Here is a 25744-nt window from a genome sequence, read left to right as displayed (position 1 = left end):
ATAAGCCTCAATCGGTGACTTCGTTGTCACCAAAGTCACTATCATCCTGACCGCTGTCATCAAAATCGCTGTCATCAAAGTCGAAGGTTTCGCTGGCAAAGGGGTCATCACCCAATTCTCCATCGCTCACCTCAAATTGGCGGTTCTGCAAGTAAGCGTCACGAATAAAACGGTAGCGATCACCACGAATTAATTCTTCCTGGTCAAGCAAACCCGCTCGAATATCGATCGCTTTGAGTGCGGTAAGGCCTACTCGAACAATATCGTCTTCTGCATAATTAACGGGGTTCGTTGCCATATTCGCGGGCATACCGGTGGTATCCCGCAGCGTGCTGGGGCCAAAGAAAGGCAGCACCAGATAACGCGAATCTTCCCACCCCCACACCGCTAACGTTTGGCCAAAATCTTCTTCATCCGCAGTAATTTCCATTAGGGTGGCATAATCTAACAGTCCGCCAATGCCTACCGTGGAGTTAATTAAAAAACGTGACGTGGCGAGGCCCGCGTTTGACGGTTTGCCCTGCAGCACGCTGTTAAGCGCAGTACGCACTTCACCTAAGTTGGAGAAAAAATTACCTACGCCCGTTTCTACCGGGTCGGGGGTAATAGCACGATAGCCTGTTGCCACCGGCTTGAGCGCGTAGCGATCCAACACATCGTTAAACGCAAACACTTTGCGGTTAAAGCCTTCCCAAGGGTCTTCGGGAGCAGTATTTTCCGCCATTTGCGTACTGGCACAGCCTCCGGTTGCGAGTAACGTCACCAGTAGTAGTGGCAACCCTTTGCTACGCAGCGAAAGCGCAGGCTGCGCGTTATTAAACCACTGCCACATGACATTTTCCTTTTTCAATTCCCTTGCACCTTATACAGACATCTACAAACGACGAATAACCACACTGCCCGCGCTATAACCTGCTCCAAAGGAGCAAATCACGCCAATATCGCCCTCCACAAGCGCCTCGCGATGGAGGTGAAAGGCGATGATAGAACCCGCTGAACTGGTGTTGGCGTAACGATCCAAAATAATCGGCGCCTGTGTTTCACTCGGGTCATAGCCCAATACTTTGCGGGCAATCAAATCGTTCATATGCCGGTTAGCCTGGTGTAGCCACATGCGCTTCAGATCGCCACCGGCCAACTCTAAGGAGGCCAAATGATCGGTGATCAATTTAGCCACCATCGGGCAAACTTCTCTAAACACCCGACGCCCTTCCTGCACAAACAGCTTATCCAAGGCGAGTGGGTCACTGTCCGTTACGCGGTTAAGGAACCCTGCATTATTACGGATCGCGTTGGAAAACTGGGTAACCAGACGCGTGCCAAGAATTTCAAACTGCTCATCGGCCACCGCAATAGCGCTATTTTCTAGTACCACAGCGGTACAAGCATCGCCGAAAATGAAGTGGCTGTCACGGTCTCGAAAGTTGAGGTGCGCCGAGCAAATTTCCGGATTGACCACCAGGGCACGCTTCACACTGCCGGAGGCTATGGCGTTGGCAGCCGTTTCCAAAGCAAACGTCGCTGAACTACAGGCCACATTCATATCGAACCCGTAACCACTTGTGCCCAAGGCCTGCTGCACCTCGACCGCCATAGCGGGGTAGGCACGCTCCAGGTTTGAGCAGGCCACGATCACCAGCTCGATGTCAGCAGCTTCTACCTTGGCAGCGGCCAGCGCCTGCCGCGCGGCAGCGGTCGCCATCTCGCACTGAATAGAGGGTTCGTCATTGCCCCGCTGCGGAAGTTTAGGCCGCATACGCTGTGGGTCAAGGATCCCAGCTGCATCGAGCACATAGCGGCTCTTAATACCGGAGGCTTTTTCGATAAATTCGCTGCTTGAATGTGCCAGCGGTTCGCGCTCGCCGCGCGCAATGGCTCCGGCATGCTGTTCATTCTCGCTGTCTACCCAAGCATTAAATGCCGCCACCAGGGCCGCATTATCAATGGCGTGTTCCGGTGTATAGAGACCTGTACCGGTAATCACCACATGTGTCATGCCAATCTCCTCTAAGCGGCTTGCCGACGTGACCGGCCATCAATGTAGCGTGCGACTTACGGCGAACCCATCACGTTACTGTGTGCGTAAAATAGCGGTTTTTCCAGCAACTTTTTTCAACCCCTAGCTAAACGCTAGTGATCTCTTGCCAGCGTTTTTCCAATCGTTTTACCGACACCACCATGTTAGTCCCCAACTGCTGTGCAAATAGCGATACTCTAAGCTCCTGCAGCCACCAGCCAAAAGCGACCAATTCAGGATCTTCCACCCTTCCGCGTCGCTCGCTTTCGCGGCGGGCATCAAAGCGGGCCTCTAATGCCTGGACATCTTGCATCATCATTTGATCGCGACCGCGCTCACGGGCGGCTTTTTCAAGCCGAATGAGCGCCGCCTCGGTGTAGCGCGGGTATTCGTCCAGCCAAGCGCCCGCATCGCGAATAAAGCCTGGATAGACCAGACGCTGCATCTGCGCGCTAACATCGCTATACACCAGCGCCAGAGCAAAATTAAGCTTCCCTTTGAGCACCTTACTGACCGCCAGATGCCATTTTAGCGCGGCCTCTACGCGTACCAGCAGTGCTTTCGCTTCGTCTACAAGCTGACCCTGAGTAGCGTTTAGTCGCTGGCTAAACTCGCCTTCCGAGCGCGGCAGGGGGTGCTGAGCAATCACCTGGGTAAACACCGCAAGCAGCAGATCGTCGATCAAAGCTTGTTTACTACCCACTTTGGCGAACAATAGCGCGCACTTCTCAACACCCGGCAGTTGTTTAATCGCTTTAACCTGTTCAGGTAGCTTGGCAATTGCCAGCCGAGCGATGCCCTCCTGGTGGGCAGCGTCAGCTTTTGCAGGGTGATCAAACAACGCCACCTTGAACTCGCTGGCGTCAAGACCGCTGGTTTTCGCAATCCTGCTTTCAGCGACCAGGGCAGGATACGCCTCTACGCGAATACCTGCCTGGGTGGTAACGCGCGAAGCGGGCAGCGGCGTCTTGGGTAGCCCGGCCACAGCGGGCTCTTGGCTAACCTGTTCAGCCAGTGCCTGGGCGCCTGCGCTGGCTGCCGCTTCAAAGCGCTGCTCTAAAGCACGCAGATCGCGCCCCTGCCCTAAGGTTTCTCCCGCGTGATCGACCACGCGAATATTCATGATCAGATGCGGTTCGAGCACGTCGAGGCGCCAGTCGTCGGGATGCACCCGCGTCGATGTACGGCGGCGAATGAACTCCCCCAAGGCCTCGGTTAACGGGCGCTGATCGGGCACCAGGGTTTCCAGCGCCGCATCCACCCAATCAGGAATCGGCACCACCTGGCGGCGGATGCTTTTCGGCAGTGACTTCAGAAGCGCAATACACTTTTCACGCAGCAGCCCAGGTACCAACCACTCCAGAGCATGCACCGGCACCTGGGGCAACATTGCAGCGGGAACGGTCAGGGTAACACCGTCATCCTCGGCTTCGGGGTCAAAGTGGTAGCTTACCGGATACGCGACGCCCGCCAGAATCAAATGATCAGGATACTGCGCCTGGGTAACGTCCTCCGCGTCGCGCGCTTTAAGTGAATCAATATCGAAATGCAGTAATTGTGGCTCTTGCTGCTCGGCCTGCTTGCGCCAGTGCTCAAAGCCCTTGCCGTTGACTATCTCCGCCGGGATCCGCTGGTCGTAAAAGTCATAGAGCGTGTCTTCATCGACCAGAATATCTCGCCGCCGAGCGCGATCTTCCAGCGCTTCGACTTCGTCGATCAACGCGCGGTTATGAGCAAAGAAGGCACCTTTGGTGTGAAATTCCCCTTCCACCAGCGCACGGCGAATAAACAGCTCCCGGGACTCCTGGGGCGCGATTGGCCCGTAATGTACCTTGCGCCGCGCCACAATCGGCAGACCAAACAGCGTGACCTGTTCAAAGGCCACTACCTGGGCGCGCTTCATTTCCCAATGCGGTTCGCTGTAGCTGCGTTTAACCAGGTGCTGCGCCTGGGGTTCAATCCACTGGGGATCGATTTTGGCCACGGTGCGGGCAAACAGCTTGGAGGTTTCCACCATCTCGAACGCCATGATCCACTTGGGCGACTTCTTGGCCAACCCTGAGCCTGGATGAATCATAAACTTGCGATTGCGGGCGCCGAGATACTCGCGGTTCTCCACCAACGTCCCCAGATTAGAGAGCAGCCCCGAGAGTAGCGCCTGATGCACCTTGCCCGACGTTTTACGCCGCGTTTGACGCGCCTGTTCTTCGCTCTCGTCTTCATTACGGGGCGGCGGCGCGGGCACGTCGATATCCATATCGCGCAGCAGTTGGCGCAGTTGGCGGAAGGTGTCGTGCCATTCGCGCATGCGCAGGTAGTTGATGTAGTGCTCGCGGCACCAGCGGCGCAGTTGATTACCTGAAAGCGCCTCACGGGCATTCTCAATGCCGTGCCAAAGGTTCAGCAAGGCGACAAAATCGGAATCCGGATCATGCCAGCGCTGGTGAGCTTGGTCGGCCGCCTGGCGCTTATCCGCCGGTCGGTCGCGGGGGTCTTGGATGGCTAGCGCCGAGACGACGATCAGCACATCGCGAAGGCTGCCGAATTCGGCACCCGCCAACACCATTCGCGCCAAGCGCGGGTCAATCGGCAGCCGCGCCAGCTTACGCCCAAGCGGAGAAAGGCGCTGCTTGTCGTCCACCGCCCCCAGCTCGAACAGCAGTCGAAAGCCGTCTTTAACAAAGCGGCTATCCGGTGGATCAACAAACGGAAAGGCCTCGATATCGCCGAGCTTGAGCCCCAGCATCGAGAGAATCACCGAGGCAAGGTTGGTGCGCTGGATTTCAGGGTCAGTAAAGCCGGGCCGGGATAGAAAATCCTCTTCGCTGTAGAGGCGAATGCACACGCCTTCGGCAATCCGCCCACAGCGCCCTTTACGCTGGTTGGCACTGGCCTGGCTAACCGCTTCTACCGGCAGTCGCTGGATCTTGGAACGGTAGCTATAGCGGCTGATACGCACGAGGCCGGGGTCGATCACGTAGCGAATACCGGGTACGGTCAGCGACGTTTCCGCGACGTTGGTGGCGAGTACAATGCGCCGACCGCGGTGCGGCGCAAACACGCGGTTCTGCTCTTCGTTGGAGAGCCTCGCGTAGAGCGGCAGAATTTCAGTGCCTTTCAGCTCGGCGCGGCGCAGGGTATCGGCGGTTTCACGAATTTCGCGCTCACCAGGTAAAAACACCAGCACATCGCGAGGGCCATGCAACCAGCCTTTTTCGCGCTCAACGGCTTCAATCTCTTCCACCGCGTGCAGAATACCCTCTTGCAGCGTGCGGTCTTCTTCATCGTCCTCGTCGCGTACCAGCGGCCGGTAGTGCACTTCAACGGGGTAGGTACGCCCGGTGACTTCCACCACCGGTGCAGGCGCCTTGGCGGTGCCGAAGTGTTTGGCAAAGCGCTCTACGTCGATAGTCGCCGAGGTAATGATGACTTTTAGATCGGGCCGCTTGGGGAGCAAACGTTTGAGGTAGCCGAGTAGAAAGTCGATATTCAGGCTGCGCTCGTGGGCTTCATCAATAATGATGGTGTCGTAACGCAGCAGCAGCGGATCATGCTGAGTCTCGGCCAGCAAAATCCCGTCGGTCATCAGTTTGACCAGGGTCGTCGGGCTGCTCTGGTCGGTGAAGCGCACCTGATAGCCCACCTGCTCACCCAAAGAGACTTCCAGCTCTTCCGCCAGGCGACTGGCGACACTGCGGGCGGCTAGGCGGCGTGGCTGAGTGTGACCAATTAAGCCACGGCGGCCTCGGCCCAGTTCCAAACACATTTTAGGCAGCTGGGTGGTTTTGCCTGAGCCGGTCTCCCCCGCCACCACCACGACCTGATGATCGCGGATGGCGTTGACAATATCCTCCCGGCGTTCGACCACCGGCAATTCTGGCGGGTAATTGAAGGCGACCTTTTGGCTTTCGCGCTGACTGAGCTGCTGCTGGGCACGACCAAGCTCGCGCTGCACCTCGTCCAAGCCACGGCTAATCGGTTTGCTATCACGTAGGCGACGGTTTAAACCAGCCAGCCGGCGCTCCAGCCGCTCTGCATCGCGCAGCATCACATCGCCCGCGGCCTGTTTCAGCGACGCAAGACGTTGACTATCGGTGGGGGCTGGGGATGTGTCGGTGGTCACGATTGAGTCGGCTTCCATTCGCTTGGGCATTTAACAAGAGATATTAGTAAGAGTTATAAAAAATCAACCCGCTCAATTGAGCGGGTCGTATAGTGTAACGCTTTCAGCTCCGCGACGCCTAACCACAAAGCAAGCAGGAAGCGGGCGAGCCCAGGTTTCCACAAGGGCGCTGTGAACCCATCCGTGGGCGCTACTTTCGCCATCTGACCGCCATGGATGGCGGAAATGCCGGAATTGTCAGGAATATTTTCCGGCCATGGCGAAAGACCCTTGTTACAACCTGCCCTCGCCCACTAATCGAGTGTTTATTAATGGCTATCTGATTACGTTTTTGAGGGCTCTTCGTCACGCAGCTGACGGCGGAGTACTTTACCCACGTTGGTTTTGGGCAGCTCATCGCGAAACTCTATGAATTTCGGCACTTTGTAGCCAGTGAGCTCTTTTTTGCACCAGTCGCGTAGTGTTTTTTCATCTAGCTGGTCATTTTTACTTACCACAAACAGCTTGATGGCTTCGCCAGCATTTTCATCTGGCACACCGACCGCGGCAGACTCAAGCACATCCGGGTGGGCTGCCACCACATCTTCAACTTCGTTGGGATAAACATTAAAGCCAGAGACCAGGATCATATCTTTTTTGCGATCAACAATGCGGATATAGCCATCATCCTGCAGCACAGCGATGTCGCCGGTGCGGAACCAGCCATCCTCATCGATGGCGTCACGGGTTTCATCTTCACGCTGCCAGTAGCCTTTCATCACCTGTGGCCCTTGCACGCACAGTTCTCCCGGCTCGCCCAATGCCACGTCGTTGCCATCGGCGTCGACGACTTTTACCGCGGTGCCTGCCACGGGCTTACCGATAGTGCCCAGTTGGATCGCACCGGTCGGGTTGAAGCTAACAATGGGAGAAGTCTCGGTCAGACCATACCCCTCGGCAATTGGGCAACCGGTGGTTTTTTCCCAACGCTGCGCCGCTGCTTTGGTCAGCGCCATGCCGCCGGAGATTGTCAGTTTCAATTTGGAAAAATCGAGCTGCTTGAAATCGTCGCGATTACATAGCGCATTAAACAGCGTATTGAGGCCGATAAAAGCGCTAAAGGGCACCCCCTTGAGCTCTTTGATAAAACCATCCAGGTCGCGAGGATTAGTGATCAGCAAAGAGTGGTTACCGGTTTCCATTAGGAACAGGCAGTTAACCGTAAAGGTATAGATGTGATAAACCGGTAGCGGTGCGATAACCAACTCTTCGCCATCGGTCAGATGAGTACCAATCGCTTCCCGCGCTTGCAGCATATTGGCGATGAGATTGCGATGGGTCAGCATTGCGCCTTTTGGCATACCCGTGGTGCCACCGGTATATTGAAGCGCGGCTAAATCGTCGGGGCTCCTCTTGACCTCGGTATGACTTAGCGAGGCACCTTTTTTTAGCGCATCACGGAAGCCAACCGCACTGGGCAGTGAATAAGCAGGCACCATTTTCTTAACGTGCTTGACCACTGCATTGATTAACCAGCGCTTGGGCACATCGTGCAAGTCAGCTAGCTGGGTGACGAGCACATGCTTGATATCTGTTTTATCGAGCACTTTCTCCAGCTTGTCCGCCATATTGGCCAAAATCACAATGGCTTTAGCGTTGGAGTCCTTGAACTGGTTGGCCATTTCCCGCTCGGTATATAGCGGGTTGGTGTTGACCACTACCAAGCCTGCGCGCAGTGCACCGAATACCGCCACAGGAAACTGCAGTACGTTGGGCAACTGGATGGCGATACGATCACCGGGAACGAGGTCGGTTTCATGCTGTAGCCATGCAGCAAAGTCTGCAGAGAGGCGGTCAAGATCAGCGAAAGAGAGCGTTTTTCCCATACAGGAAAAAGCTGGCTTGTCCTTAAAGCGTGTTACTGCGTTATGAAAAACATCCGTGACTGAATCGTACTGATCCAACCCTTCAAGCGCTGGGCCACGTAAAACGGCGGCGTTGGCGTGTTCGCTCATGGGCAATCTCCGCTATTGGCGTCGGCGTAAGTCACCGACCTTGTTGTTGTCGCTAGGCTCTATCTGAAAAAATAGGTTAAGAAGCCCAACGATATACGACCTCTAACAGGCTGTAAAACGATCGATTGAAACTGACGTTTCAACTTTAGCCCATAGTCGGGTTCACTTGATTTGCTGCTGCGTCCCTCATTCCAATTTAGTAGATCGTTTCTTTATGGACAGTAACGCGCCTGAATTTCTCCATCGCGCCAGACCAATAGCTCACCCGGCACCATGCGCTGCCAGGCTTCATTGTGCGTGAGCGGTTCAGTGGCAATCACTGAAACGATGTCGTCAGGCGTGGTATGTTCGGCAAAATTCACCGTCATCTCGGCGTCGGAGAGTTCCGCCTCGCCGAAGGGCGCGCAGCGGGTAATATGTGCAAGCTTCGTGGCGCAAAATGTATATAAATAGCCGCCATCGGAGAGCAGCATATTGAACACGCCCAGCGCTCTTAGCTGCTCACATAGCTGGTGCAAGCGCTCCCACAGCGTTGTGGGATCTGCTGGCGGGCAAGGAAATTCACGGCGAATCTCCCCCATTAACCAGCAGTAGGCGTACTCGCTATCGGTGCTGCCAACCGGGGTGTAGTTTCCTAACGCTAAACGCTCCCAGCCACTTAATTGCCCATTGTGAGCATAACACCAGGGTCGCCCCCACATTTCGCGCGTGAAAGGGTGGGTATTGGCAAGCTTTACGCCCCCCACGTTGGCCTGGCGAATGTGACTGATCACCACATTGGACTTAATCGGGTAATCGCAAATTAGCCGGGCGATAGGGGAATCGACGGAGGGATGGGGGTCGCGAAAATCGCGGTAACCGCCCTCTTCGTAGAAGGCAATTCCCCAACCATCGCGATGAGGGCCGGTGCCCCCACCGCGATGCAAAAAGCCCGAAAAGCTAAAACAGATATCGGTGGGCACATTGGCACTCATACCCAGCAGTTCACACATACGCTTTACCAATACATAGACACCCGGCGCTCTCTGCAAAAGCATGGAACCTAAACACAGGCATTAACCAATCACCGGTTCGCGACGGCGTGGTGATTCGCTTTCATCGGCACTCTCTTCTTCCTGGGCGACATACTCATCGTCCCCAGGACGGCGCCACCACCACAGAGCAACGCCAATCAGCGCGCCTAATGCCATCCCCAACACCAGCCACATTAGCCCGCCACGAAGTGCTGCGCCGTTGTTTTCTAAAAACCCAACCGCCGCCACCATCGCCGAAGGTGCCCAACCGGTATAGAATTCACCCTCTTCTATTAACGGCAGCCGGAAAGTGGCGGGTGCCCATATTGCCCCTGCCACCATCCAGGTCAGCACAAGACGTGGCAAGCGAGGCAGAAAAGTGAACGCAAAATAGACCGCGACAATCACTAACAGCGACAGCCCGTAATAACTCAACCACAGTAGTGGCGTTGAATTTGCAAACAGCATAATACCCCTCATATGGGTGAACTCACCCGACGTTGATTTCCCGTTATGGTACCTATCAATTTATGAAAGCACAGCAAGGCATACCTTCAGGCTTACCCGCTGCACACTATTATCGCGCTAATGACCCGCAATGGCACTGGTTAGAAGAGCGCGACGACCCACAGGTCAGTGCCTTTTTAGAGGCCGCTAACCAGCAACAAGCCGATTGGTTTGCCCCGCTTTCCCCGCTGGAGGAAGCGTTATACCAGAGTCACCTGGCGCGCCGCGAATTAGCCGTGACCAGCCTTAAGACAACGCTTGACCACTTCACGTTCTGGAACGAAACCAGTGCCGAAGATGATTACCCCTGCTGGTGGCGCCACCCCAATCGCCAGCCTGAACAACAGGAATGCTTTTTCGACGTTAGAGCCCGTGCCGCCGAGCAAGACTTTTACGACATGGGCGATATGGCGCTGTCACCCGATGAGCAGTGGTTGGCCTGGACAGAAGATACTCAAGGCGACGAGCGTTTTACTCTGTGGCTGAAAGCGCTGCCTAACGGAACGCCCGTGCAACTATTAAGCGATATTGGTGCGGGGCTTTGCTGGGCAGAAGATCAAACTGCCACTACAGCGACGCTGCTGTTCACGCGGTTTGACGACACTCAGCGCCCAGACAGCGTTTGGCGGCTTGCGCTTTCACTGATGGAGCCTGATGCTGCAAATGAGCCAGTATTGGTGCTACGGGAAGAGGATCCTGAGTTTTGGCTCGGTATTGGCAAAACGCGCTCGCGGTCGTGGCTGCTGCTAGAAAGCGGCTCAAAAGACACCAGTGAAATTCACCTATTGGCCGCTCACTCTCCTGATTCAGCCCCGCTGTGTATTCAGCAGCGCCAGGCGGGGGTTGAGTACAGCATTGATCACCGACCAGGCAGCTTTTACCGCCTGCATAACCAGGCAGGTGCTCAGTTCCAGCTCGACTTTCTGCCCGAAAGTCAGCTTGGTCAGCCCCAATTGAATTGGCAAACGTTAATCGCCCACCGTGAAGAAGCCACCCTGGAAGGCGTTGATGCGTTCTCTTGGGGGCTGATGCTGGCTGAGCGCGACCATGCCCAGGCGCAAGTGCGTTTGCGGCGTTTACTTTTCGATGCCCAGCATAGCTGCACCCTGGATGAGACCCTGGCACTGCCTGAACAACCCTGTTCGCAGATGCTTGAAGATGCCCCGCACTTCGATACCCAGGTAGTGCGCCTGCGCGAAGAGTCGTTTACCCAGCCGCCCAGCTGGTTTTCACTCGATCTAACCAGTGGCGAACGGACGCTACTGAAGCGGGTACCTGTTTACGGCAACTTACAGCCTGAACAGCTAGTCAGCCGCCGCCTTTGGGCAACCAGCAGCGATGGCGAGCAAGTGCCCGTATCGGTGGTGATGCGCGCCGACCTGGCGGATCAGCCCTTACCCACGCTGCTGTATGGCTACGGCGCTTACGGTGAGGCTCTCGACCCCTGGTTCTCGATCGCCCGGCTGGAACTGCTCGAGCGCGGTGCGGCCTTTGCCGTTGCTCATGTGCGTGGCGGCGGCGAGCGCGGCGAACCCTGGTATTTAAACGGCAAGATGGCCCACAAGGAGAACAGCTTTAACGATTTCCTGGCCGCCCGGGAAGCGCTTGTGGAGCAGGGTGTCAGTGATGCACAGCGCATAGCGGCCTATGGCGCCAGCGCTGGCGGGCTGCTGGTCGGCACCTGCATTAATCGTGCCCCGGAAAAGTTTTGCGCCGCTCTGCTAGACGTGCCCTTCTTAGACGTGCTGCGCACGATGCAGAACCCGGAGCTGCCTCTGACGACCGCGGAGTATAGCGAGTGGGGCAACCCTGAAGAACCAGAGGTCGCCGAGCGAATAGCCGCTTACTCACCTATCGATAACATTAAAGCGCAGATATACCCTGCACTATGGATTGAGGGCAGTTGGTTCGACACCCGTGTCAGCTACTGGGAGCCCGCCAAGTTTTATGCCCAGGTGGCACAACAGCAGCTGGGTTCAGCGCCGATTTTGATGCGTACCGATATGAGCAGCGGCCACGGCGGCGCATCCGGTCGATTCAAAGCGTGGCGCGATACCGCCCGCCAAGACGCGTTTATTCTCTGGGCACTGGGACTGCACTCGCAAGCATCTTCAACTGCTGAGTAAAGTGCTCGAAGGGAACTACATCGGCAGCACGGCAATAATATGCGACTCCAATTGCTGCTCGGGCACCTCATCTTGGGACACCGCAAAGCTGCGTACGCTGACGCCTTTGCGGTGAACCCGCTCGGCATCATTGCTTAACAGCGGATGCCAACCCGCCAACTTGCGCCCTTCAGCCACCCGCCGATAACCACAGCTCTGCGGCAGCCAGGTGAACTCTTTAACCAAGGCAGGCGTCAGTTGGGTGCAGTCGGGAACGGTTTCAAAGCGGTTCGCATAATCGCTGCACTGGCAACTGTGAATATCCAGCAAGCGACAAGCAACGTTCAGTACTGCTAACTCCTGAGTATCCTCGTCGTGCAACTTTAGCAGGCAGCACTGTCCACAGCCATCGCATAACGCTTCCCACTCCTGGGGCGTCAACTCTTCGAGGGTAAAGCGCTCCCAAAAACGTTCGCGCATTGCGGTCTCCATCGTCTCCTGGCTCATTATTACGAAATAACTCATTATGATGGGGGTGTATCTTGGTGGCTTAATTCAGCCAATAGTTCGGGCCATAGGGTCTGGAAATCGGCCTCTAACGCTTGATAATCGTCGTACAGCCAAGGCACTAAAGCAGCCAACTGATTGGGGCCAGACAAACGCCGCCCAATCCCGGCAACGGCCCGGCAGGTAAACGCAAAATCAGCATAGCCTCTTAGCCAGTCCTGCTCGACGAGAATCGGCATCATACCGGCCAGCCGGTTCGGCGCGGTACGGGCGGAGAGCAGTCGATAACAGCGCTCAACAATTGCTTCTTGATCCGCCTGCCCTGCCGTATCACGGGCCAGGAAATGATCCCACACCATATCCAGGGCTATCCCCGCATAACGCCGCTGCCCTGTTGGCGCACGCCGCCGTGCATTAACAACGCTAGGGTGGTTATCTACCCAGGCATCCACCCGACGGTGATGGCGAATGCCCAGTGCAGTAGCAGCAGGCCAATCGGCCAAATTGCGCCCCTTAACGCCATCGGCAATTAAATTGCCGTAGAGGAAATCATCGCTACCAGCGCTCACCAACCACGCATGGGCAAGAAAATTCATAGCCGGATGGCGCTACTGTTCGTCAGAACGGGCATCAGAGCGCGAAGCCACATGGGCACGATGCACGTCGAGCAAATAAGCCTCTTTGGGCGGCGGCATTTGCAGGTAGAACCCTTTGTCTTTAATCCCTTCCACCACGTCTGCCGCATTAACCCGTGACAATTTTTTGTCTGCGGTCAACAGCATGGTAAACACCGGTACAGGCTTGCCGAAGGTTTCAAGTAATTGCGCAGGGACGTCTGCAAATCCTTGACGCTTATCGACATATAAATACATTTCATCTTTACGCGAGCTTTTAAAAACCTCGCAAATCAGCTTGTCGCTCATTATGCTCGCTCCTCAAGGGCCTGGGCCAACGCGCCATTCAGACATTCGCCACGCCAACCGGTCGGCCAGGTGAGAGGTTCCCCTGCCAAGTCCTGCATCACCAGTGTTTCAATATCACGGCGGCGCATGAGCATTTCCGGTGCCACACCCAAGTCATTAGCTTTAGCGGTTACCGCCTTCTTGAGTGCTTTAAAGCGTGATTTGAACGTCGGGTGCATGGGGTCTGGCCAACGCTTGGGCAGCGCCTCTTCATCACAGTGCTGGGCCTGTTTGACCATTGCCAGCAGTGCGTCGCCCTCTTTTTTGATCAGCATCGGTTTAACGCCTTCCACCTCAGCGAGCTCGAAGCGATTACTGGGCATCTTTTCGGCGATCGCAAATAGCAGCTTATCGCTAATCAACCAGTTGCGCGGCAAGTCACGACGGCGTGTCTCGCCTTCACGCCAGGTGGTCATTAGCCGATACGCTTCCATTTGCCGGGGCGTTAAGCGCCACAATTGGCGTTGACGGGTATACCACTGCTGGTCGTTATCGACGCTGCGGCCCGCCTGTTCAATTAAGCTAGCACACTCAGCGTCTACCCATTCACGCCGTCCCAGCATGGCGAGTTTTTCAGCCTGAAGCGTCCAGACTTTTAACAAATAGATCACATCCAGAGCGGCGTACTGGCACTGCGCAGGCGACAGCGGGCGTAATAGCCAGTTTGAGCGGGTCTCTTCCTTAGGCAGGGTTTCACCGACCCAAAATTCGACCAGCTTTTGATACCCCATTCCAGGATTTTCGCCTAAAAATCCTTGTACTACCTGAGTATCGATTAACGGTTCCGGCAATACACCTGCCCAGTGCTGGAAGACTTCTAGATCTTCGCTGCAGGCGTGCAGTAACTTGATAGCACTATTTTGCAGCAGGGCTCGGAATTTATCAGTACACGGGACGGCTACCGGATCAATCAGATAAGCCTCTTCCCCCGCGGTGAATTGAACCAACGCCGGCACTGGAAAGAACGTGTTCTCTCGGAAAAACTCGGTATCCAGAGCAATTACAGAAGCATCGGCTACTTGCTCACACGCTGCATCGAGCGCCTCTGGAGTATCAAGCCATTGATAAGAGGGGGTCAGAGAGGACAAAAGCATTCTTCCAGGTTGGCGCAAATACTAAAGCATTTGCGTTTTAGGTAGGCTTATTCACTGGCAAACGGCAAGCGACCATTAAATGCACGGCTCAAAGTGCCGCCATCTACGTACTCCAGCTCTCCACCCATGGGAACGCCATAGGCAAGCCGCGAGAGTTTGACACCGTGTTCTGCTAGTAGCGAAGCAATATAATGGGCGGTCGCTTCACCTTCGATGGTGGGGTTAGTCGCCAACACCACCTCTTCGATGAGCCCTTCTGCAACACGCGCTTCCAGTAAGTCTAAACCGATCGACTCAGGCCCCACGCCATCTAGCGGCGAAAGGTGCCCGTGGAGCACAAAATAGCGCCCCTTAAAACCACCGGCTTCTTCAATCGCCAATTGATCGGCAGGCGACTCCACCACGCAAAGTAGTGCATCATCGCGCCGCGGGCTTTCACACAGCATGCAGATCTCTGCTTCAGTGAGCGTGCGGCAGCGCTGGCAGTATCCAACTTCATCGATCGCTTGTTGAATAACCGCCGCCAGACGCTGCCCTCCAGGACGCTCACGCTCAAGCAAATGCATCGCCATGCGCTGAGCCGTTTTGGGCCCAACGCCTGGCAATACGCGAAACGCATCCATTAACTGCTCAACGAGAGGAGAAAAACGCATTGCTTAGAACGGCATCTTAAAGCCGGGCGGAAGGTTCAAACCTGCCGTCGCTTCTTCCATTTTCTGTTTAGAACTGACTTCCAATTTGCGCACTGCGTCATTGACCGCCGCGGCTAGCAAATCTTCCAGCAACTCTTTGTCCTCTTCCATGACGCTGGGGTCAATGGTCACGTTTGAAACGTCATGGCGACCGTTCATGGTGACCTTGACCATACCGGCACCCGCCTCACCCTGGACTTCGGCTTTGGCGACCTCTTCCTGGGCTTGCTGCATTTTTTCCTGCATCTCTTGGGCTTGCTTCATTAAGTTGCCCATTCCACCTTTAAGCATGGTCTGATCTCCAACATACGTAGTTAAAAGGTATAGCTAAAACGAGTGTTTCTATCACGCGTCTAGAAAATGAGCTTAGCGCATAGCGTTGGCAGGCTTTACGCTGGATTCTATCAGCTTTGCCCCAAACGCCTGCTGTAACTTTTGTACATGGGGGTCGTGATTGAGTAGATCAACCGCCTGGGCATGACGCTCTTTATTAAGACGCTCTTCGCGCTGCCGTGGCGTCTCAAGGCTATTAGACAACTCGGCAACGTAAAACGCTATTCGCCTTGGCATGCCCTGCTCTTTTAGCGCCCGCTCAATGCGGGTTTGATGTACTTCCGCCTGCATGGCCTCTTGGCTGGGGTCGAGGCGCAGCGTCAGCAGCGTACCGTCGTCACTCTCGACCAGGCAGTTGCCCGCCAAGTTACGGGTTAAGCCGCCCAAGCCAAGAGAATCAAAGCACTGCAACCACTGCGCATTATCCAGCTTGCCAGACTGAATGTCCGGCCGGCTTTCTGGAAAGGCTTCTGGCGCTAACACCGTTGAGGGCTCCACCGTTTGTGGCTCGGCATCGGGTGAAGGCGCTGAGGCTGGCACTGGCTCAGTAACAGGCTTGGGCTCAGTAGCAAGTTCTGATTCAGACATAGCCTCTGGCTCAGAGGCTTGCTGGGGAGCTTCCACCTCAGCCGCTTGCCTATCCGCCTCGACTGCCCAAGGCGGTGGCTCTTGCAGCGGAGGCTCCTCTTCAGCGGCAGGCGCTGTCTGCTCAGGGCTTGGCTCTAATGGCGTTTCAGGCTGAACGCCTGGTGTGGAATGGACTTCTGGCTTTGCATCAGCTGCTGGCGAGGGCTGCGGCGCCGGTGATGGCGTCTCTGCTACTTGGGCACTCGTTTCGGTCGCTGCCGATTGAGAAGGCTCGCGGCGAAGCGGTAGCGGGGTACGCGGCGGTTTCGGTACACCCTGAGGGCGAAATGCCAACATACGCAGCAACGTCATCTCTAACGCGCTGCGCAGATCAGGAGCGTGCACCATGTCCCCACGCCCCTGAATACCAATTTGGTAATAGAGCTGAATGTCTTCAGCAGTGAAGCGGCTTGCTAGCTGCAGGATAGCATCACGATCACCGTGGCTGTTATCCACGGCATCCGGCACCATCTGCGCCACTGCCAAGCGGTGCAGTATGCTCGATAGCTCATCCAACACCGCGGCAAAGTCCGGGCCTTGCTCGGCTAATTCGGCCACTTCGGAGAGCAGGCGCTGTACATCCACATCGGCCAGAGATTCTGCCAGCCCAAGAATATGGCGATGATCCAGGGTACCCAGCATGGCGGCCACATCCGCATGACGAACGGCCCCCTGGCCAAACGCAATAGCCTGGTCGGTGAGGCTCATGGCATCGCGCATTGAGCCTTCCGCCGCCTTACCCAATAGCCACAAGGCGCTTTCATCAAAAGCGACGCCCTCTTCACCCAACACATAGGTGAGATGCTCCACCACGCGCTCTGGTGGCATATGTTTGAGGGTAAATTGAAGACAGCGTGAAAGTACCGTCGGCGGCAGTTTTTGCGGATCGGTGGTCGCCAACAGAAATTTAACGTGAGGGGGAGGCTCTTCCAGCGTTTTCAGCAGCGCATTGAAACTGCTGGTGGAAAGCATGTGCACCTCATCGATCAGGTACACCTTATAACGCCCTTGGGTAGGCGCATACTGGACATTGTCCAGCAGTTCCCGGGTATCTTCTACTTTGGTTCTTGACGCCGCATCGACCTCAATAAGATCAACAAAGCGCCCTTCATCAATTGCCTGACAGCTATCGCACTGCCCACACGGTGTAGAGGTAATGCCCTCATCACCACGTCCGTTAGCCGTGCAGTTCAAACACTTGGCAAGAATACGCGCCAAGGTGGTTTTGCCCACACCGCGAGTCCCCGTAAACAGGTAGGCATGATGCAAACGACCCTGATCCAGGGCATTGACCAAGGCGCGTTGAACATGGGCCTGGCCCACGAGTTCGTGGAATGTGCGAGGCCGCCACTTACGGGCCAGAACCTGATAACTCATGAAGCTGTACTTCCTTCGGCGGGCTGACTTGCCCCACGCTGTAGCCAGCGCGGGGCAAAGGCCACGATGCATAACAAAGACGATGCGAGAACAAACGCCATTCTAACGGTTGCACCGCAGCCCGCCAACCGCCTGAATAAAGCGGGCTATTTTAGACAACGCCTAGGCGTTATCACCACCTTCCGCCGCACCAGCACGCTCAGCAGCGGCTTTTACTAGCTTTTCCAGCTCGCCACTTTGATGCATCTCAACCACGATGTCGCAACCACCCACCAGCTCGCCTTCTACCCACAGTTGTGGGAAGGTCGGCCAGTTAGCAATTTTGGGCAGCTCGGCGCGAATATCCGGATTATCCAGAACGTTAACGAACGCAAAACGCTCGCCACAGCTCATAAGCGCTTGGACGGTCTGGGCAGAAAACCCACACTGAGGCAGTTGGGGCGAACCTTTCATGTAAATCAGGATCGGATTTTCGCTAATTTGACGCTGAATGTTTTCGGCAGTTGTGCTCATACTATTTCCTCGCTTATTGATGACCGATGCCCTCTCACTCATCTACTAGGCTTAGCCCTTGAACCAGATCCTTGAACCTGATTCTAAAACCTAGCCCTTGTAATGGGTACTTGAGACTAGTACTTAAGAAATCGTACTTAGAATAGTACCTGAGTAGAGCGCTCGGCTTTAACGTGTATATGGCATTCTACGCATGCCGTTCGCGTTGCGCATCCCCTGCAGCATAGCTAGGATAGTGTTTTTGCGCGGAGAGAAGCCCTTATGGCGACACGCCATTTCCTGACCTTGCTAGATTTGACCCCAGATGAGCTGGATTATTTGATCCAGCGTGCCATTACGATCAAAACCAATCTAACAACCCAAGGTCCTGTTTACACACCCTTCCCCAACCGTACCCTGGCGATGATCTTTGAAAAATCATCGACGCGTACACGGGTTTCGTTTGAAACGGGAATGGCACAGTTTGGCGGCCATGCACTCTTTCTCTCCCCCCGCGATACTCAGCTGGGTCGTGGCGAACCAATTGAAGACACCGCTCGCGTACTGTCTGAAATGGTCGATGCGGTGATGATTCGCACCTTCTCCCACGCTGGGCTGGAAACCTACGCCAGCGCCAGCAGCGTACCGGTGATTAACGCCTTAAGCGATGACTACCACCCCTGCCAGCTACTTGCCGACGTGATGACCTGGACTGAGCTACGCGGCAGCGTAAAGGGACGCACAGCAGTGTGGATTGGTGATGGTAACAACATGTGCCACTCCTGGATCAATGCCGCTCGCCAATTCGGTTTCCATCTGCGCATTTGCTGCCCGAAAGGCTACGAGCCCCGAGCCGATATTATGGCGGCCGCTGGCGATCAAGTAACGCTGCTGCACGACCCTCAGGAAGCGGTAAAGCACGTCGACCTGATCACCACCGACGTTTGGGCCTCCATGGGCCAAGAGGAGGAGCAGGCGAAACGTGAAGCCGACTTCGCAGGTTTCCAAGTTACTGAAGCCATGCTCGATCAGGCAGACCAAGACGTCCTCTTCCTGCACTGCCTGCCTGCCCATCGCGGAGAAGAGATCAGCCACACGCTGCTCGACGACCCACGTGCCGTGGTTTGGCAGGAAGCAGGCAACCGCCTGCATGCACAAAAAGCGTTGATCGAGTTTTTGCTTCTGGGTAAGGTCACTGAATAAACGATTTACTGCAAACAAAAAAAGCCTCGTTTAAACAACGAGGCTTTTTTCTAATATTGGGTGAAATTTTTGTTGGTGGAGCCTAGCGGGATCGAACCGCTGACCTCAACACTGCCAGTGTTGCGCTCTCCCAGCTGAGCTAAGGCCCCACGTGCTGTCTTTCCAACAGCGAGGCGGATACTACGGTGAACATTTACCGCGGTCAAGTTTTTACATCAGCAGCGGACAACTAATTCTCCTTTGTCGTTAGCTGTGGCACTCTATATGCACATATAGTTAACAAGATAGAGTAGTGTCCAAGGCCAACGCCTGAGTCCATGATGTTTCCAAGCAGGAGCCTGTCCATTGATCAGTGTACTTATCGCCGATGATCATCACCTAGTAAGAACTAGCATTGCTCACCTGCTAAATGAAGAGTGTGACATTAAAATTGTGGGCGAGGTCGACGATGGCGAAAGTGCAGTAACACAGTGTCGCCATTTAAAACCCGACATCGTGTTGATGGATATTCGCATGCCGGGCATAGGCGGGCTCGAAGCCACTCGACGCATTCACCGCAACATGGAAGACGTGAAGGTCTTGATCTTGACCGCGCATATGGAAGACAGCGTGCTGCGCCGCATGCTTGAAGCAGGTGCTTCAGGCTTTTTAAGCAAAGGTGCAGATGCGATAGAGATGACCGATGCCATTCGCCAAGTGTTTCATGGCCGCCGCTATGTCAGTCAGGAAATTGCCCAACGCCTGGCGCTTTCGCACTTCACCGAGGAAGATAATCCGTTTAGCCACCTCTCCCACCGTGAGCTACAGATTGCCCTGATGATCGTTAACTGCCAGCGAGTGCAAGATATCTCCGATCGCCTGCACTTAAGCCCTAAAACGGTAAACACCTATCGTTACCGACTCTTTGATAAACTACAGGTTGCCACCGACGTCGAGCTTACTCACTTAGCGCTCCGTCACGGGCTGGTCGAGGGGTTTGACGCCACCCAAATATAACCCCTATCTTCCCTGCTGTTATCGGGTACCGACACGCTAATATGACCTTTGATTCAAAACAGTTCTTGAGCTCGGTAAGCTCCTCGCCAGGGGTTTACCGCATGCTCGACGAGCAAAGCAATACGCTCTATGTGGGCAAAGCCAAGCGCTTAAAGGCACGCCTAGCCAGCTATTTCCGTGGTCAACTGAATACCAAAACCCAGGCCATGGTGGGGCGTATCGCCGACGTTCAGGTCACCGTCACCCGCACGGAAACTGAAGCCCTTCTGCTCGAACAGACGCTGATCAAACAATTGCGTCCGCCTTATAACATTTTACTGCGCGACGATAAGTCCTACCCGTTTGTCTTTGTTACCGACCGCCATCCTTACCCGGCACTTGAGTATAAGCGCGCCCGTCAGCGCAGCGACGATGGTCGCTACCTAGGCCCCTACCCTAGCAGCGGAGCCGTGCGTGAAAGCTTGGCGCTGATGCAAAAGATATTTCATATTCGCAACTGCGAGGACAGCGTCTTTGCCCATCGCTCACGCCCCTGCTTGCAGTATCAGATTCATCGCTGTAGCGCTCCCTGCGTCGACTATATCTCCGCCGAAGACTACCGGCGCGACCTCGAACACGCAGTGATGTGCCTGGAAGGCAAAAGTGAGAGTGTTACTCAAGAACTGATGGAGGCGATGGAAAAGGCCAGCCAGGCACTCAACTTCGAGGAGGCCGCCCGTCTTCGCGACCAGGTTCAGCAACTGCGCCAGCTTCAGCAACGCCAGTTTGTCGACACCGGCGGCGGTGATGCGGATATTTTCGCCCTCGCCCAGCGCCCCGGTGCACTGGGCGTTTCGGTGTTGAGCGTGCGCGATGGTCGCCTGCTGGGGGCGCGTCATCACACGCCGAAAAACGATCTGGATCTACCGCTTGAAACGCTGCTCACCGAAGTAGTCAGCCAATACTATTTCGGTCAACCGCACAACGTGCCCAGCGAAGTGATTACCAGCCACCCGTTAGACGACAGCGAGCTGATTGCCGAAGCGCTGACCCAACAGGCGGGCAAGCGCATTCGCGTTACCAGCCAAGTGCGCGGCCACCGCGCCCAGTGGCAACAGCTCGCCATTACCAACGCTGAGCAGCAGCTAGCCTCTCAACTGGCCAACCAAACCCAGCTCACTCAACGCTTTACCGCCCTGCAGAAAGCGCTGGGCTTAGCGGACACACCGCAACGCCTGGAGTGTTTCGACATCAGCCATAGCCACGGCGAGGCGACCGTTGCCTCCTGCGTGGTGTTTGATCACCAAGGCCCACGCAAAAGCGATTACCGCCATTTCCGCATTGAAGGGGTAGCCGCCGGTGATGACTACGCTGCCATGCAGCAGGCCCTAACCCGACGCCTTAAGCGCGTGAAAAGCGGTGAAGCAGTCGCCCCTGACATCCTGATCGTCGACGGTGGCAAGGGCCAGCTCAATATGGCCCGCGAGGTGTTTAAAGAACTCGACATCGTCAACATCATTCTACTGGGTGTCGCCAAAGGCACCACGCGCAAGGCGGGGCTTGAAAGCCTGTTTGTGGAAACAGCGGACAATCCGCTAGATTTGGACCCTGCCTCCCCCGCCCTACACTTGATCCAGCATATTCGTGATGAATCACACCGTTTTGCCATTGCTGGCCACCGCGCTCAGCGCGATAAAGCGCGACGCACTTCAACCCTACAAGATATCCCCGGCATTGGCCCCAAACGTCGACGGGAATTACTGCGCTTTTTCGGCGGCCTGCAGGGCGTGCAAAAGGCCAGCCGCGATGAACTCGCTCGCGTACCGGGCATTAATGCGTCGTTAGCCGAGAGTATTTACCGAGCACTCAACGGATAAACGCCCGTTTGGCATGGATGCCATCGGCCAAGGGGGATAGAATGAGGCCAGACACTTCGAATCCTCTGATTTTCCGGCAAGGATCGCTCTCTGCGATGAATATACCCAACATACTGACACTGGCGAGAATCGCCTTTATTCCGCTGCTAGTGGTGCTGTTTTATCTACCCTTCAGTTGGAGCATGCCCGTGGCGGCCGGTCTATTTGGTCTGGCCTCCATTACCGACTGGCTGGATGGCTATTTAGCGCGACGCTGGAATCAGTCAACGCCTTTTGGCGCTTTTTTAGACCCAGTGGCTGACAAACTCATGGTGGTCGTCGCCCTAGCGCTATTGATCGAGCGTTACGACACCCTGGTGCTGACGCTCCCTGCGCTGGTGATTATCGGCCGGGAAATTGTCATTTCGGCGCTGCGTGAGTGGATGGCTGAAATGGGCAAACGCGGCATGGTGGCGGTTTCTTGGATAGGCAAGCTTAAAACCACTCTGCAAATGGTGTCACTGCTGATCTTGCTGGCGCTTCCACCGACGCACGAATTTGCGCTGTTAGGCGTTGTAGTACTATATACCGCCGCTATCCTAACGCTGTGGTCGATGATTCAGTACCTAAAAGCCGCCTGGCCGCATCTTAGCCGCTCCATGTAAGCTGCTGATAAGTAAATAAGGAACACACGCTAATTCATTGATTGACAACGCGGTGGCGATCCGTATAATTCGCCCTCGAGTCGAGCGGGAATAGCTCAGTGGTAGAGCATCGCCTTGCCAAGGCGAGGGTCGGGAGTTCGAATCTCCTTTCCCGCTCCATTTTGGATGTGTGGTATTGAAGGCTAGGGTCGTGAGCTGGTGCGCCAGTCCGATCGAATCTACTTTCCCGCTCCAATGACTTTTGAGGCTGGATGGCAGAGTGGTTATGCAGCGGACTGCAACTCCGTGTACGCCGGTTCGATTCCGACTCCAGCCTCCATCTTTGTGTAGCAATGGTGTTTTAAGTAGAACGAAACAGCATTGCGATGTGATCTTTTTGTGATGTATAGCCCGGATGGCGAAATCGGTAGACGCAAGAGACTTAAAATCTCTCGGGGGCAACCCCGTGCCGGTTCAAGTCCGGCTCCGGGCACCATTTCTGTTTTTTTACTTCCCCTCCAGCTTTTCTTCTTCAGTCATTTATTTCCTGTATCGGTTTTCTTTACGCGGCCTTTTACCGCGCCTATTCGCGTACTCGAACATCGCGCAATTGTCTCCCCGAATATCACTCATTTCTTAAGCCGAAGCATCGCTAAACGCTAATCGCCGCGCTATGATGCCTGCCTTCTAACTTTTCGCGCGCGACGAAGCTAGTGACGTTTAGGGTTTGCAATATTTCGGTCAGTATCAAGGGGGAGCGGGCACCATGAGCACGCCAACATCCGATGTACTTATCATTGGCGGCGGCGTCGCTGGGCTCACCCTTGCCTTGGAAGTGGCTGACCACAGGTCCGTGACGCTGGTTCGCCCTGCACAAGATGATCAAGGCGCCAGCCGCTGGGCTCAAGGCGGCATTGCGGCCGTGCTCTCGCCGGATGACGACCTTGACGCGCATATCAATGACACCTTGGTGGCTGGCGATGGGCTATGCGATATCGAGGCCGTTCGCTTTACCGTTACCCATGGGCCCGCTGCTATTCAGTGGCTGATTGATAAGGGTGTTCCCTTTACACCCGAGCACGACCCTGCCGCACGCTACCCATATCATCTAACCCGAGAAGGCGGCCACAACGCACGGCGGATCATACATGCTGACGACGCCACCGGCCGTGCCGTGGTGGATACGCTGGTAGACAAAGTAGCGCAGCACCCCAACATCACCCAGCGCAACGATCTAACGGTGGTTGGCCTGCTACAAGATCCCCAAGGTGCCTGCCGCGGCGCCTATGGCAGCGATGCCAACCACCAGTGGCACTCGCTCACTGCGCGCCATACTGTATTGGCCACTGGCGGCGCAAGCGGCCTTTACCGCCACACCACTACGCCCGCTCCTAGTAGCGGCGAAGGCATGATGATGGCTGCTGAGCTGGGTGCTCGGTTAATGAATCTAGAGTTTCAACAGTTTCATCCAACCTGCCTGTTTGACCCCGAAGGCCCGGCGTTTTTGATAAGTGAGGCGGTTCGTGGTGAAGGCGGGCATCTGCTCAATGAGGCGGGAGAGCGTTTCATGCTGGCGCTGGATAAGCGCGCGGAGCTAGCCCCGCGGGATGTCGTCGCCCGCGCCATTGATGCAGAAATACAGCGCAGCACTCTGGGCCACGTGTGGTTGGATATTCGCCATTTAGGTGAAAAGGCAATTCGCCACCACTTCCCCACTATTCTGGCGCACTGTGCCTGCCGGGGGATTGATATCACCCAGCAGGCTATCCCCGTGGTGCCTGCCGCCCATTATAGCTGCGGCGGTGTCGCCACCGACTTGCAAGGCGCCACGAACGTTGCCAACCTCTATGCCATCGGTGAAACCGCCTGCACGGGGCTTCATGGCGCCAACCGTATGGCCAGCAACTCGCTGTTAGAGTGCTTGGTATTTGCCCGCAGCTGTGCACAAGCGCTGTTAGCCGACGTGGAACAGCACGGCCAAACGACCAGCGGTAGCGGATTTCAGCCCCCGGCGCAGGCTGCGGCGACTGTCTTACCCAAGGCAGTACTCAGCGATATACGCCAACAAATGCGCACCACCATGAGCCAGCATGTCTCCATTGTGCGCAGCGCCACCGGGCTAAGTACTGCCCTGACGCACTTGAAGTCACTGCTAAACAGTGTGGAAGAGATTCAGGGGGCCCTAACAGCCCCGGAAGGCAAACGCTTGCACCAGACACTACAGTTAGCACTATTGACTGTTCTCGCCGCTCAGCAGCGGCATGAGTCACGCGGACTGCATTACTCCACCGACTGGCCTAGCCGGCAGCCTGAAGCCGTTGCTTCTTCTCTTGCGATGAACGACTTAACAGACGCGTTAGCAACAAACCGCTAGCGGCCCGGACGATGAAAGAGCTTGCGCGCCTCACGCAAGCTTTGTTGAGGCGCGCTATCAGGCCAGAGCCAAACCCGCTGCTTACCCACATAAAGCCCTATTAACCAGGGCCCTAGATAGTCACAGCGTACTCGATCCGTATCGCCCAGAGCCTCATTTCGCGTGAGAGCCCCCTCTTCAGGCTGCGACTCGCGCAGCCAACGACCTTGAACTTGTGGCGCCGTCGACGTCAGCGAGAGCACGCCTTTGGGTTGACGAAGATAGCCGCGCCATCCAAGGACAACGCCTAACACCGTTATCGCCACCGCCGCTGGCATGCCCCCTATCCAATAGCTCAGCGCCACTATCCCGATCAACAGCCCACATTGGGCTAGTAGCCAATACTTAGAGGGTACGATAGGCAGAATTATCGGTGGTTTCAGCATGTTCAACGATCATTTGTACGATACGCCGCTGGCTAGGCTCCTCGGGCCACTCTCGGTGCATCAGCCAGACAAAAAGATCCTGATCCTCGCCTTCAATGAGCTGCTGGTAGGCCAGTTGATCCGTTTCGCTAAGATGGTCAAAACGCTGTTCAAGAAATGGAATAAGCAGCAGGTCAAGCTCCCACATACCGCGCCGGGAGTGCCAGTAAAGCCGTTTGCGCAAAATGGCTGCTGGGGAATTATCGTCGTTCAACGTCAGCCGCTCCAATTATATAAATGAAAGGCCAGTATACCTAAGCTGTGGGGTCGCGCCAGCGCCCTCCATCGCCTATGCTGTTAAAGAGTGTAGAACCTTGTTTTATCTGAATTGTTTTATACTGAATTGCGCAGTATGCTGAATTTGATGTTAGCGAGGTCGAGAGCG

The 25744-nt window shown here is 55.6% G+C and carries 22 protein-coding genes and 4 tRNA genes; 9 read left to right on the top strand and 17 right to left on the bottom strand.

What is annotated here, in order from left to right; translation table 11 throughout:
* Positions 1 to 7: 7 nt before the first annotated feature.
* The 6 genes from ACW17M_RS21070 to ACW17M_RS21045 form a co-directional block, all read right to left on the bottom strand.
* The gene (locus tag ACW17M_RS21070; protein ID WP_035537982.1) at positions 8 to 832 is read right to left on the bottom strand and encodes an MlaA family lipoprotein; all 825 of its coding nucleotides are present in this window, start codon (positions 830 to 832) and stop codon (positions 8 to 10) included.
* 42 nt (positions 833 to 874) lie between these two features.
* The gene (locus tag ACW17M_RS21065; RefSeq protein ID WP_027958455.1) at positions 875 to 1996 is read right to left on the bottom strand and encodes a beta-ketoacyl-ACP synthase III; all 1122 of its coding nucleotides are present in this window, start codon (positions 1994 to 1996) and stop codon (positions 875 to 877) included.
* Between the two features lie 127 nt (positions 1997 to 2123).
* Positions 2124 to 6158, bottom strand: a complete 4035-nt coding sequence (gene hrpA, locus ACW17M_RS21060) for an ATP-dependent RNA helicase HrpA (RefSeq protein WP_457548052.1) — start codon at positions 6156 to 6158, stop codon at positions 2124 to 2126.
* Between the two features lie 305 nt (positions 6159 to 6463).
* Complete coding sequence (locus ACW17M_RS21055; RefSeq protein ID WP_457548051.1) at positions 6464 to 8134, bottom strand: AMP-binding protein; 1671 nt, start codon at positions 8132 to 8134, stop codon at positions 6464 to 6466.
* A gap of 212 nt (positions 8135 to 8346) precedes the next feature.
* Positions 8347 to 9126: a class II glutamine amidotransferase gene (locus ACW17M_RS21050; RefSeq protein WP_027958452.1), complete on the bottom strand. Its 780-nt coding sequence runs from the start codon at positions 9124 to 9126 to the stop codon at positions 8347 to 8349.
* 63 nt (positions 9127 to 9189) lie between these two features.
* Complete coding sequence (locus ACW17M_RS21045) at positions 9190 to 9615, bottom strand: hypothetical protein (protein ID WP_022522917.1); 426 nt, start codon at positions 9613 to 9615, stop codon at positions 9190 to 9192.
* A gap of 62 nt (positions 9616 to 9677) precedes the next feature.
* Between ACW17M_RS21045 and ACW17M_RS21040 the strand changes: the two genes are divergently transcribed.
* On the top strand, positions 9678 to 11780 hold the full coding sequence (locus tag ACW17M_RS21040; protein ID WP_457548050.1) for a S9 family peptidase: 2103 nt from the start codon (positions 9678 to 9680) through the stop codon (positions 11778 to 11780).
* 15 nt (positions 11781 to 11795) lie between these two features.
* Here the strand turns inward: ACW17M_RS21040 and ACW17M_RS21035 are convergent, their stop codons facing one another.
* The 8 genes from ACW17M_RS21035 to grxD all read right to left on the bottom strand — a co-directional run bounded on the left by ACW17M_RS21035 (position 11796) and on the right by grxD (position 17864).
* Positions 11796 to 12251, bottom strand: a complete 456-nt coding sequence (locus ACW17M_RS21035; RefSeq protein WP_041159210.1) for a YcgN family cysteine cluster protein — start codon at positions 12249 to 12251, stop codon at positions 11796 to 11798.
* Positions 12252 to 12283: 32 nt separating this feature from the next.
* Complete coding sequence (locus tag ACW17M_RS21030; RefSeq protein ID WP_009288012.1) at positions 12284 to 12862, bottom strand: acyl carrier protein phosphodiesterase; 579 nt, start codon at positions 12860 to 12862, stop codon at positions 12284 to 12286.
* Between the two features lie 12 nt (positions 12863 to 12874).
* Complete coding sequence (locus tag ACW17M_RS21025; protein WP_022522914.1) at positions 12875 to 13189, bottom strand: YcgL domain-containing protein; 315 nt, start codon at positions 13187 to 13189, stop codon at positions 12875 to 12877.
* On the bottom strand, positions 13189 to 14322 hold the full coding sequence (gene rnd, locus ACW17M_RS21020; RefSeq protein ID WP_035537978.1) for a ribonuclease D: 1134 nt from the start codon (positions 14320 to 14322) through the stop codon (positions 13189 to 13191). Before rnd ends, ACW17M_RS21025 begins: the two co-directional genes overlap by 1 nt.
* Before the next feature lie 47 nt (positions 14323 to 14369).
* Positions 14370 to 14975 carry a recombination mediator RecR gene (gene recR / locus ACW17M_RS21015; protein ID WP_009288010.1) on the bottom strand — a complete coding sequence of 202 codons (606 nt, stop codon included), beginning with the start codon at positions 14973 to 14975 and terminating at the stop codon, positions 14370 to 14372.
* A gap of 3 nt (positions 14976 to 14978) precedes the next feature.
* Positions 14979 to 15305 (bottom strand): YbaB/EbfC family nucleoid-associated protein, encoded by a 327-nt coding sequence (locus ACW17M_RS21010; RefSeq protein WP_022522912.1) that lies wholly within the window; start codon positions 15303 to 15305, stop codon positions 14979 to 14981.
* A 75-nt stretch (positions 15306 to 15380) separates the two neighbouring features.
* Positions 15381 to 17351: a DNA polymerase III subunit gamma/tau gene (gene dnaX / locus ACW17M_RS21005; protein ID WP_457548049.1), complete on the bottom strand. Its 1971-nt coding sequence runs from the start codon at positions 17349 to 17351 to the stop codon at positions 15381 to 15383.
* Positions 17352 to 17513: 162 nt separating this feature from the next.
* Positions 17514 to 17864 (bottom strand): Grx4 family monothiol glutaredoxin, encoded by a 351-nt coding sequence (gene grxD, locus ACW17M_RS21000; RefSeq protein ID WP_022522910.1) that lies wholly within the window; start codon positions 17862 to 17864, stop codon positions 17514 to 17516.
* Positions 17865 to 18125: 261 nt separating this feature from the next.
* On the opposite strand from grxD, the gene argF reads away from it, so the two are divergent.
* On the top strand, positions 18126 to 19046 hold the full coding sequence (gene argF / locus ACW17M_RS20995) for an ornithine carbamoyltransferase (protein ID WP_457548048.1): 921 nt from the start codon (positions 18126 to 18128) through the stop codon (positions 19044 to 19046).
* A gap of 73 nt (positions 19047 to 19119) precedes the next feature.
* Here argF and ACW17M_RS20990 read toward each other — a convergent pair.
* Positions 19120 to 19195 (bottom strand) — tRNA-Ala (locus ACW17M_RS20990).
* Between the two features lie 196 nt (positions 19196 to 19391).
* On the opposite strand from ACW17M_RS20990, the gene uvrY reads away from it, so the two are divergent.
* The 7 genes from uvrY (at position 19392) to nadB (ending at position 24895) form a co-directional block, all read left to right on the top strand.
* Positions 19392 to 20042 carry a UvrY/SirA/GacA family response regulator transcription factor gene (gene uvrY / locus ACW17M_RS20985; protein WP_009288007.1) on the top strand — a complete coding sequence of 217 codons (651 nt, stop codon included), beginning with the start codon at positions 19392 to 19394 and terminating at the stop codon, positions 20040 to 20042.
* A 41-nt stretch (positions 20043 to 20083) separates the two neighbouring features.
* Entirely contained in the window at positions 20084 to 21898 is a 1815-nt protein-coding gene (gene uvrC, locus ACW17M_RS20980; RefSeq protein WP_009288006.1) for an excinuclease ABC subunit UvrC, read from the top strand.
* A 95-nt stretch (positions 21899 to 21993) separates the two neighbouring features.
* Positions 21994 to 22542: a CDP-diacylglycerol--glycerol-3-phosphate 3-phosphatidyltransferase gene (gene pgsA, locus ACW17M_RS20975; RefSeq protein ID WP_027958445.1), complete on the top strand. Its 549-nt coding sequence runs from the start codon at positions 21994 to 21996 to the stop codon at positions 22540 to 22542.
* A gap of 84 nt (positions 22543 to 22626) precedes the next feature.
* A tRNA-Gly gene (locus ACW17M_RS20970) sits at positions 22627 to 22701 on the top strand.
* An 86-nt stretch (positions 22702 to 22787) separates the two neighbouring features.
* Positions 22788 to 22861 (top strand) — tRNA-Cys (locus ACW17M_RS20965).
* Positions 22862 to 22930: 69 nt separating this feature from the next.
* Positions 22931 to 23017, top strand: a tRNA-Leu gene (locus ACW17M_RS20960).
* Between the two features lie 270 nt (positions 23018 to 23287).
* Positions 23288 to 24895 (top strand): L-aspartate oxidase, encoded by a 1608-nt coding sequence (gene nadB / locus ACW17M_RS20955; protein ID WP_039860105.1) that lies wholly within the window; start codon positions 23288 to 23290, stop codon positions 24893 to 24895.
* Here nadB and ACW17M_RS20950 read toward each other — a convergent pair.
* Complete coding sequence (locus tag ACW17M_RS20950) at positions 24892 to 25320, bottom strand: hypothetical protein (RefSeq protein ID WP_457548047.1); 429 nt, start codon at positions 25318 to 25320, stop codon at positions 24892 to 24894. The genes nadB and ACW17M_RS20950 overlap by 4 nt on opposite strands.
* Complete coding sequence (locus ACW17M_RS20945) at positions 25280 to 25573, bottom strand: FAD assembly factor SdhE (protein ID WP_457548046.1); 294 nt, start codon at positions 25571 to 25573, stop codon at positions 25280 to 25282. The genes ACW17M_RS20950 and ACW17M_RS20945 overlap by 41 nt, the downstream gene beginning before the upstream one ends.
* Between the last annotated feature and the right edge of the window lie 171 nt (positions 25574 to 25744).

The organism is Vreelandella sp. 2A-K22 (genome assembly GCF_054065485.1).
Note: the sequence above shows the minus strand (reverse complement) of the source record. Positions and strands in the feature narration are given on the sequence as shown.

Coding starts and splice junctions, on each gene's coding strand:
- ACW17M_RS21070 (WP_035537982.1), bottom strand. CDS start 832: ATGTGGCAGTGGTTTAATAACGCGCAGCCTGCGCTTTCGCTGCGTAGC.
- ACW17M_RS21065 (WP_027958455.1), bottom strand. CDS start 1,996: ATGACACATGTGGTGATTACCGGTACAGGTCTCTATACACCGGAACAC.
- hrpA (WP_457548052.1), bottom strand. CDS start 6,158: ATGGAAGCCGACTCAATCGTGACCACCGACACATCCCCAGCCCCCACC.
- ACW17M_RS21055 (WP_457548051.1), bottom strand. CDS start 8,134: ATGAGCGAACACGCCAACGCCGCCGTTTTACGTGGCCCAGCGCTTGAA.
- ACW17M_RS21050 (WP_027958452.1), bottom strand. CDS start 9,126: ATGTGTGAACTGCTGGGTATGAGTGCCAATGTGCCCACCGATATCTGT.
- ACW17M_RS21045 (WP_022522917.1), bottom strand. CDS start 9,615: ATGCTGTTTGCAAATTCAACGCCACTACTGTGGTTGAGTTATTACGGG.
- ACW17M_RS21040 (WP_457548050.1), top strand. CDS start 9,678: ATGAAAGCACAGCAAGGCATACCTTCAGGCTTACCCGCTGCACACTAT.
- ACW17M_RS21035 (WP_041159210.1), bottom strand. CDS start 12,251: ATGGAGACCGCAATGCGCGAACGTTTTTGGGAGCGCTTTACCCTCGAA.
- ACW17M_RS21030 (WP_009288012.1), bottom strand. CDS start 12,862: ATGAATTTTCTTGCCCATGCGTGGTTGGTGAGCGCTGGTAGCGATGAT.
- ACW17M_RS21025 (WP_022522914.1), bottom strand. CDS start 13,189: ATGAGCGACAAGCTGATTTGCGAGGTTTTTAAAAGCTCGCGTAAAGAT.
- rnd (WP_035537978.1), bottom strand. CDS start 14,322: ATGCTTTTGTCCTCTCTGACCCCCTCTTATCAATGGCTTGATACTCCA.
- recR (WP_009288010.1), bottom strand. CDS start 14,975: ATGCGTTTTTCTCCTCTCGTTGAGCAGTTAATGGATGCGTTTCGCGTA.
- ACW17M_RS21010 (WP_022522912.1), bottom strand. CDS start 15,305: ATGCTTAAAGGTGGAATGGGCAACTTAATGAAGCAAGCCCAAGAGATG.
- dnaX (WP_457548049.1), bottom strand. CDS start 17,351: ATGAGTTATCAGGTTCTGGCCCGTAAGTGGCGGCCTCGCACATTCCAC.
- grxD (WP_022522910.1), bottom strand. CDS start 17,864: ATGAGCACAACTGCCGAAAACATTCAGCGTCAAATTAGCGAAAATCCG.
- argF (WP_457548048.1), top strand. CDS start 18,126: ATGGCGACACGCCATTTCCTGACCTTGCTAGATTTGACCCCAGATGAG.
- uvrC (WP_009288006.1), top strand. CDS start 20,084: ATGACCTTTGATTCAAAACAGTTCTTGAGCTCGGTAAGCTCCTCGCCA.
- pgsA (WP_027958445.1), top strand. CDS start 21,994: ATGAATATACCCAACATACTGACACTGGCGAGAATCGCCTTTATTCCG.
- nadB (WP_039860105.1), top strand. CDS start 23,288: ATGAGCACGCCAACATCCGATGTACTTATCATTGGCGGCGGCGTCGCT.
- ACW17M_RS20950 (WP_457548047.1), bottom strand. CDS start 25,320: ATGCTGAAACCACCGATAATTCTGCCTATCGTACCCTCTAAGTATTGG.